Below are 6,484 nucleotides of genomic sequence, written 5' to 3' on the forward strand. Positions count from 1 at the left end.
ATCGAAGCCTTGGGGGGATCGTGGATCTGAGAATGATTCGTGAGTGGGACGTCGTCGTACTCGAACAATTGGAAGAGTCGCTGTCCGGTCGGCTGACGACGGTCACCGACGTGCAACAGCGCATCGTCGAGATCGGTCGGCTGCCGTCCTGGTCGGACACCGCAGCAGAGGCGGCGCGACGATCGTTCCAGCTGACGTCCGACAGGCTCACCGACGAGGCCGCGACAATCGGTGCGGTCCGTGAGTGTGCGCACGAATCTGCGGCGGCGCTCAGGCATGTGAAGGCCGAACTGAGCGAACTGACCAACTTCGCCTCCACCAACGGATTCGACGTCGCCGACTCGGGGCACGTCACCGATGTAACCGACCACCCGAGGCACCCGGCCGAGGAAGCTGCCGAGCGAGAGACCGCGAGGGCGGAACTCGAAGCCGGCGTACGCGCCCTTCTCCGCCAGGCCGCGGACATCGACGCCGATGCGGCAGCCATCCTGGCCAGGGCGGCGGCAGGCGAGATCGATGCCGGGAACGCGAAGACCACCGGCGAAGCAAACGCCAGGGGCGCAGAGCAGGGTGAACTCACCGCCCCGATGCCACCGAGGGACGCGTCGCACACCGAGAATCGTGAGTACTGGGAAGCCCTCCCGGAGGCCCAGCGTGCGGAGATACTGGCCGAACGTCCCGAATGGGTCGGCAATCGCGACGGCATTCCTGCGGGAGTTCGGCACGAAGCCAACGCCAATCGGATCGACGACGAGCGCTCGAGGTTGGAAGCCGAACGGGATCGGCTGAGGGCCGAGCTGGATGCCAATCTGTTCGGCGGCACGTTCAGCAACAAGGATGCCGAGCTCTGGTACACGGAACAGAAACTGAAGGACCTGGACACACTCGAGCAGATCGTCGAGAAGAATCCGGACGGCAAGCTGATGCTCCTCGATATGACGTCCGGGGAGAGGTCGATGGCGGCATTCGCTCTGGGCGACCCCGACACCGCCGATCACATCGCGGTCACCACGCCGGGGATCAACACCACCATCGAGTCGCTCGAAGGTATGACAAGTGAGGGCAAGGCACTGAAGACGGAAACCGAGCAGCAGCTGCACAACGCGGGCCGAGGGAACGAAACGGTGGCGACGGTCGCTTGGTTGGGCTACGAACCACCCACTACGACAGGGCCGGGAAACTTCAGGGTGCCGTTCACGGATCAGGCCATCGGGCGTGGCTGGCTCGTCGATTCTTGGCAGTCGGACCGGGCAGCGGCGGGTGCGCCGAAGCTCGCGTCCTTCTACGAGGGCCTCGACGTCGCCTCCCAGACGCCGGATCCACACCTGACTGCGCTGGGCCATTCGTATGGCTCGTACACGCAGGCCCTCGCACTGCAGGACCCTTCGCCGGGTCAGCCGGTCGACGACGCCGTTTTCTATGGATCGCCGGGCATCAACGCCAACGACGAGTCGGATCTCGGGTTGAAGGACGGCCACGGCTTCGTCATGCGGACTCCCGACGATCCCATCAGCTACGTCGACGGGTTCGGAAAGCTCGGCCCCGACCCGGTGCAGACCGATCTCGAACAGCTGTCCACGCGTGAGGCAACCACGAAAGATGGTGTGCTCCGCGAGGACTCCAACGGGCACAGCGAGTATCCGCGGTCGAGTGCAAACGGCGAGCTCCGCACGTCCGGCTACAACATGGCAGTGATCATCGCTGGTCTTCCGGATCTGGCGGTGCGGTGATGAATCGGTTCGGGCGAACAGGAACTTTGGTCGCGGTGGTGAGCACGGCGATCCTGATGGGCGGATGTGGTGACGTGAGCGAGAACCCTTACAACTTCGAAGACACCGAGGTGGCGGCTGCCGCCGAGCGAATGCACGGCTGGCCCACTCTCGCGGAGTCCGAACAGCTGGTCACGGACACGGTTGTCCGGATCGGTGACGCCGCGACTGCCATCGCGCCCGAGCTTCGATGGAACTGGAGCTACGACCGGAGCCAAGGCACCTGTTCCGGCCCGTATTCGAACACGGATGGCGTATCGGTCACCACGCAGTTGTTCGGGGCAGATCTGCCCATCCGTGACGAGGTCTGGGACGCCGTTCTGGACGCAGCGGCACGTGTCGCTGCAGAAGCCGGCATGGATCGACGCGACGTGCAGACGGATCAACCGGGCCACCACGACGTGACCTTCGAGAGTGAGGACGGCAACAAGATCACCCTCGGCACGTACAAGGCATCGTCGATCCGGGGAACGACGGGCTGCAGGTACGAGTAGTAGGGCCCGGTCAGGGGGCTACGAATCCGCCCGTTCCCGGCAGTGTGGGTTGGCCTTTGTTGAGGGCAAGGTTCGCGCTCGCTACGGACACCGAGAACACGACCGGCCCCGTTCCGGTTCGCACGGACGCATGGGCAGGCGCCGGGTCCGGGAAGTAGTTGCACGCTTTGAGAAGCATGCTGCCGTGGTCACCGGTTCCGAGGTTCTGGAAGTTGATCTGCAGCATCGCGCCACCGGCAGTCGTGCCACACACGTCCGGGCTGAAAGCCGTCGAGAAGCGGGTTTCCCCCGGAACGGCAGTGGTCTGTGCCAGTACCGAACCCGAGTAGGCGCCCGGAACGGGTAGCCCGTCGACCCACAGGCCGGTCGCCGGGATCTGATGGACGGGTATCGGCGCCGGGCCGATGACGGGGCCGATCGGATCTGCGGTAACCGGCGATGCGAGAGCTGTGGCCGCGCCGAGAGCCGAGAGGGCCCCAGCGTGGCAATGCGCAGTCGTGTCAGGGCAGGCATGCTCCGATTCAACATCATTCGTAGGTTCAGGGGGCGACAAACCCGCCGACGCCGAGTGTCGACGGCTGGCCTGCATCGGGCCGGTAGTGCGTGCCCTTCACTGCTACGGCGAAGGCGACGGGTCCCGATCCGGTACGGACGGTGACGTGAGTGGGAGCGGGCTCGAGGAAGTCCGGGCACGGCTTGACCACAGCAGTTCCGCGGTCACCGCTCGTCACGTTCAGGTAGTTGACGTGGATCACCACGCCGCCCGCGCTCGTCGCGCACAGCTCCGGACTGAACGGAACGGAGAACGTCGTCTCGCCCGGTACCGCAGCCGTCTCGGCTTGCACGGAGGCGGAGTAAGGGCCGGGGACGACCAGGCCACTCACTGCCAGTCCTACTGCGGGGATCTGGTAGACGGACACGGGCTCGGGGCCGATCGTGGGCCCTGCGGGGTCTGCGGATGCGGTGGGCGCCAATGCTGTCGCCACGCCCAGTGCAGCGATACCCCCGGCAATCCCGAACTTCGAACGTCGTGCGATGCGCATGTGCGTGCTCCCAGTTTCGTGTGCTGTGCGGATTCGTCCGTCAGGATCTGCCCGAAACATCGACCTACCGCGTGGTGTCGTTACCTCTTCGCGTTCCGGCAAAGCCACGAAAGCGCCGACTCGCAGCGCCACGAACGACTATCCTTCGAGGTCAGGCGGTTACACCGACTCGACGGGAAGGTGCACGATGCGCCAAGGTTTCCGCGTTCTGGTTTCGATGCTTTTCGTGGCTGCGGCCACGGCTCTCCAGGCCGGCGCCTTGCCTGCGGTCGGCACGGCCCAACCGCCCGGGTACACGGAACAACTTCTCTATTTCTCCGTTCACGTCGGCCCGGACGAGTCTCAGCCGTGCACGATCGTCGGCCAACTCGTCCTTCCGGACTCCGCGTCCGAATCCGCGCGCGTCCCCGCAATCCTCACCACCAACGGCTTCGGCGGTTCTTACAAGGGGCAGATTCCGCTCGCACGCACGTTCGCCATGAACGGCTATGCGGCACTGACCTATTCCGGACTCGGCTTCGGTGGCAGCTCCTGCAAGATCTCGCTAGACAGCCCCGAGTACGACGGCCGCGCGGCCGCGCAACTGGTGAGTTTCCTTGGTGGCGCGGAGGGAATCGCCTTCACCGACCCTGAACTCACGCAGCCGTTCGCTCCGTTGAGGGTGGTCGAGCGCGACAGCCGCGACAACCAGGGCAACTCCTCCGTCGACGACCCACGTGTGGGGATGGTGGGCGGATCGTACGGCGGAGGGGTTCAGTTCGCGGCCGCTGCCACCGATCCGCGGATCGACACCATCGTTCCGATGATCACGTGGAACGACCTGCCGTACTCGCTGACACCCAACGGGACTTCGGTCGTGTCCGGTGCGTCCACAGCGGTACCCGGCGCTGCCAAGATCATGTTCGCGTCCGCGCTCTTCATGAGCGGGGTGACCAATCCCCAGGTCGCCGGGTACGCGGCGGATCCGGCACGAGCCGCCGACTGCCCCAATTTTCAGCCGTTCATGTGCACTGCCATCACGGAGGCAGCGACGATCGGGAATCTCGATCCTGCGGTCACCGAACAGCTCCGCGCGGATTCCGTCGTCAGCTACATCGATCGAATCAACATCCCGGTTCTGCTCGCGCAAGGCCAAAAGGACACCCTCTTCGACCTCAACGAGGCCGTCGCCACGTACGACGAACTGCGGACACGCGGTGTCGAGACGAAGATGATCTGGCACTCCTGGGGTCACAGCAATCTCACCCCGGCGCCGGGCGAGTTCAGTTTCACCGCGCCGGATCCCGAAACCCAGTATGAGACAGGACGAATCTTCGATTGGTTCGATCACCATTTGAAGGGCACAGGCACCGACACCGGACCTCAGTTCTCGTACTTCCGTAACTGGGTGGAGTACGACGGCAATGCCGAACCTGCCTACGCCTCGAGCTCCTCGTATCCGGTGGGCGTCGACCGCGAGTTCCATCTCTCCGGCGACGGGCGGCTCGTCGATTCACCCGTCGGCGTCGTACCGGGCGCGACGACCATCACGACGGGGGTCGCCGGGCTGCCCACCGGGCTCGAAGCGCCCGACCCCAAACCGGCCGACCCGGTTCCGTCGCTCGCATTACCGGGATCCCAAACCGGCTGGACCACAAAACCTCTCCCCGATCCACTCGAAGTCGTCGGCATCTCCACCGTCACGTTGCGGGTTCGGTCTCCGGGCCAACCCGTGGTGTTCGTCAAGCTGTACGACGTGGCCGAGGACGGCACGGCCACCCTGATCAACGGCCTCGTCATGCCGGTACGGATCACCGATCCCTCGGCTCCTGTTCCCGTCACACTGCCTGCAATCGTGCACCGGTTCGATGCCGGGCACTCGATCAGGCTGGAGGTGGCGGGCGGGGACGTCAGTTTCCGCGGCGGGCTCGAGTCGACCGCCGTGACCCTGATCAGTGAGGGGTCCGGACCGCTTGTGCTTCCCGTCACCCGGTGACCGATCACAATCTCTTCGCGTTATGGTGCAAGTCACCAGAGACGACCCGTCCGAAGGTCGCCTGAGAACGAGGAGCGAACGTGGAAATTCAGGGAACCGCTGCACTGGTCACCGGGGGCGCGTCAGGCCTCGGTGCCGCGACTGCCAAGCGTCTTGCGGATGCAGGCGCCACCGTCTTCGGTCTGGATCTCGCGCAGTCCATCGAACGCGCCGGTGACACCGTCCCCGACGGCGTCACCCTCATTCCCGCCGACGTCACCAGCGAAGACGACGTGAAAGCCGCTCTCGAGAAGATCGGCGAGGCGGGTGTTCCGCTGCGCATCGTCGTCAACTGCGCCGGTGTCGGCTGGGCCGGCCGCATTCTGTCCAAGAAGGGCCCGCACGACCTCGAGCTCTTCCGCACGGTTCTGACCGTCAACCTGCTCGGCACGTTCAACGTGATGCGTCTCGCCGCGGATGTCATCTCCAAGACGGACACCGTCGACGAATCCGGCCAACGCGGTGTAGTCGTCAACACCGCGTCGGTGGCGGCGTTCGAGGGTCAGATCGGACAGATCGCGTACTCCGCATCGAAGGGCGGCGTGCACGGCATGACCGTTCCAGCAGCCCGTGATCTCGCGCAGTTCGGTATCCGCGTCAACACGATCGCACCCGGCATCATCGACACCCCGATGCTTGCGGGTGTCACCGACGAGTACCGCAAAGGCCTCGAGGCGGGAGTGCCGTTCCCGTCGCGACTCGGCAAGCCCACCGAATACGCACAGCTCGTGCAGATGATCGCGGAGCACGACTACCTCAACGGTGAGACCATACGTATGGATGGCGCTCTCCGTATGGCGCCGCGCTAAAGGCATTCGCCTGTGAGCGGTTAGCGAGTCCAGGGACTCTGTTCAGTCTGGGGACATGTGAGACACGAGATGTCTACCCAGATGTGCGACACGCTGCTGTGGAGGTGAGCGTGGGCACCTGAGACCGGCTATGGACGATCCATGGCCAGATCGGATGCCCGCATGAAGCTGCTCGATGCGTCGTTGAAGGTTGCCCACGAGCGAGATGCCGATATGTTCGACGGTAGCTTCAAAGCCTGGTGCGCGGAGAACGGTATCGCCCGCGCCACCGCGTATCGTCACCGCAAACGGATCCTCGAGGAGGGTCGGTGGACCGAGAGGTCCCGCCGCCCCTCCTCGAGTCCGCTCCGCACGC

The 6,484-nt window shown here is 64.9% G+C and carries 6 protein-coding genes and 1 pseudogene; 5 read left to right on the plus strand and 2 right to left on the minus strand.

Annotation, left to right across the window (positions count from 1 at the left end):
• Window positions 1–32: 32 nt before the first annotated feature.
• Window positions 33–1,730, plus strand: coding sequence for an alpha/beta hydrolase (locus ACFWO3_RS16955; protein WP_378579828.1), 1,698 nt, complete (start codon window positions 33–35; stop codon window positions 1,728–1,730).
• Between the two features lie 38 nt (window positions 1,731–1,768).
• Window positions 1,769–2,263: an LppA family lipoprotein gene (locus ACFWO3_RS16960; RefSeq protein ID WP_378579800.1), complete on the plus strand. Its 495-nt coding sequence runs from the start codon at window positions 1,769–1,771 to the stop codon at window positions 2,261–2,263.
• A 10-nt stretch (window positions 2,264–2,273) separates the two neighbouring features.
• Here ACFWO3_RS16960 and ACFWO3_RS16965 read toward each other — a convergent pair whose 3' ends face one another.
• Entirely contained in the window at window positions 2,274–2,816 is a 543-nt protein-coding gene (locus tag ACFWO3_RS16965) for a hypothetical protein (protein WP_378579802.1), read from the minus strand.
• Entirely contained in the window at window positions 2,803–3,306 is a 504-nt protein-coding gene (locus ACFWO3_RS16970) for a hypothetical protein (protein WP_378579804.1), read from the minus strand. Before ACFWO3_RS16970 ends, ACFWO3_RS16965 begins: the two co-directional genes overlap by 14 nt.
• Before the next feature lie 187 nt (window positions 3,307–3,493).
• On the opposite strand from ACFWO3_RS16970, the gene ACFWO3_RS16975 reads away from it, so the two are divergent.
• The 3 genes and pseudogenes from ACFWO3_RS16975 to ACFWO3_RS16985 all read left to right on the plus strand — a co-directional run.
• On the plus strand, window positions 3,494–5,281 hold the full coding sequence (locus ACFWO3_RS16975) for a CocE/NonD family hydrolase (protein ID WP_378579806.1): 1,788 nt from the start codon (window positions 3,494–3,496) through the stop codon (window positions 5,279–5,281).
• A gap of 80 nt (window positions 5,282–5,361) precedes the next feature.
• Complete coding sequence (locus tag ACFWO3_RS16980) at window positions 5,362–6,129, plus strand: SDR family NAD(P)-dependent oxidoreductase (RefSeq protein WP_378579808.1); 768 nt, start codon at window positions 5,362–5,364, stop codon at window positions 6,127–6,129.
• A 141-nt stretch (window positions 6,130–6,270) separates the two neighbouring features.
• Window positions 6,271–6,484 (plus strand): annotated as a pseudogene (locus tag ACFWO3_RS16985) (IS481 family transposase); the annotation flags it as partial.

Source organism: Rhodococcus sp. NPDC058521, from assembly GCF_042719695.1.
Taxonomy (GTDB): domain Bacteria; phylum Actinomycetota; class Actinomycetes; order Mycobacteriales; family Mycobacteriaceae; genus Rhodococcus_F.

Excerpts from the sequence above, each read along its gene's own strand:
- ACFWO3_RS16955 (WP_378579828.1), top strand. The coding sequence starts at position 33 with ATGATTCGTGAGTGGGACGTCGTCGTACTCGAACAATTGGAAGAGTCG.
- ACFWO3_RS16975 (WP_378579806.1), top strand. The coding sequence starts at position 3,494 with ATGCGCCAAGGTTTCCGCGTTCTGGTTTCGATGCTTTTCGTGGCTGCG.
- ACFWO3_RS16970 (WP_378579804.1), bottom strand. The coding sequence starts at position 3,306 with ATGCGCATCGCACGACGTTCGAAGTTCGGGATTGCCGGGGGTATCGCT.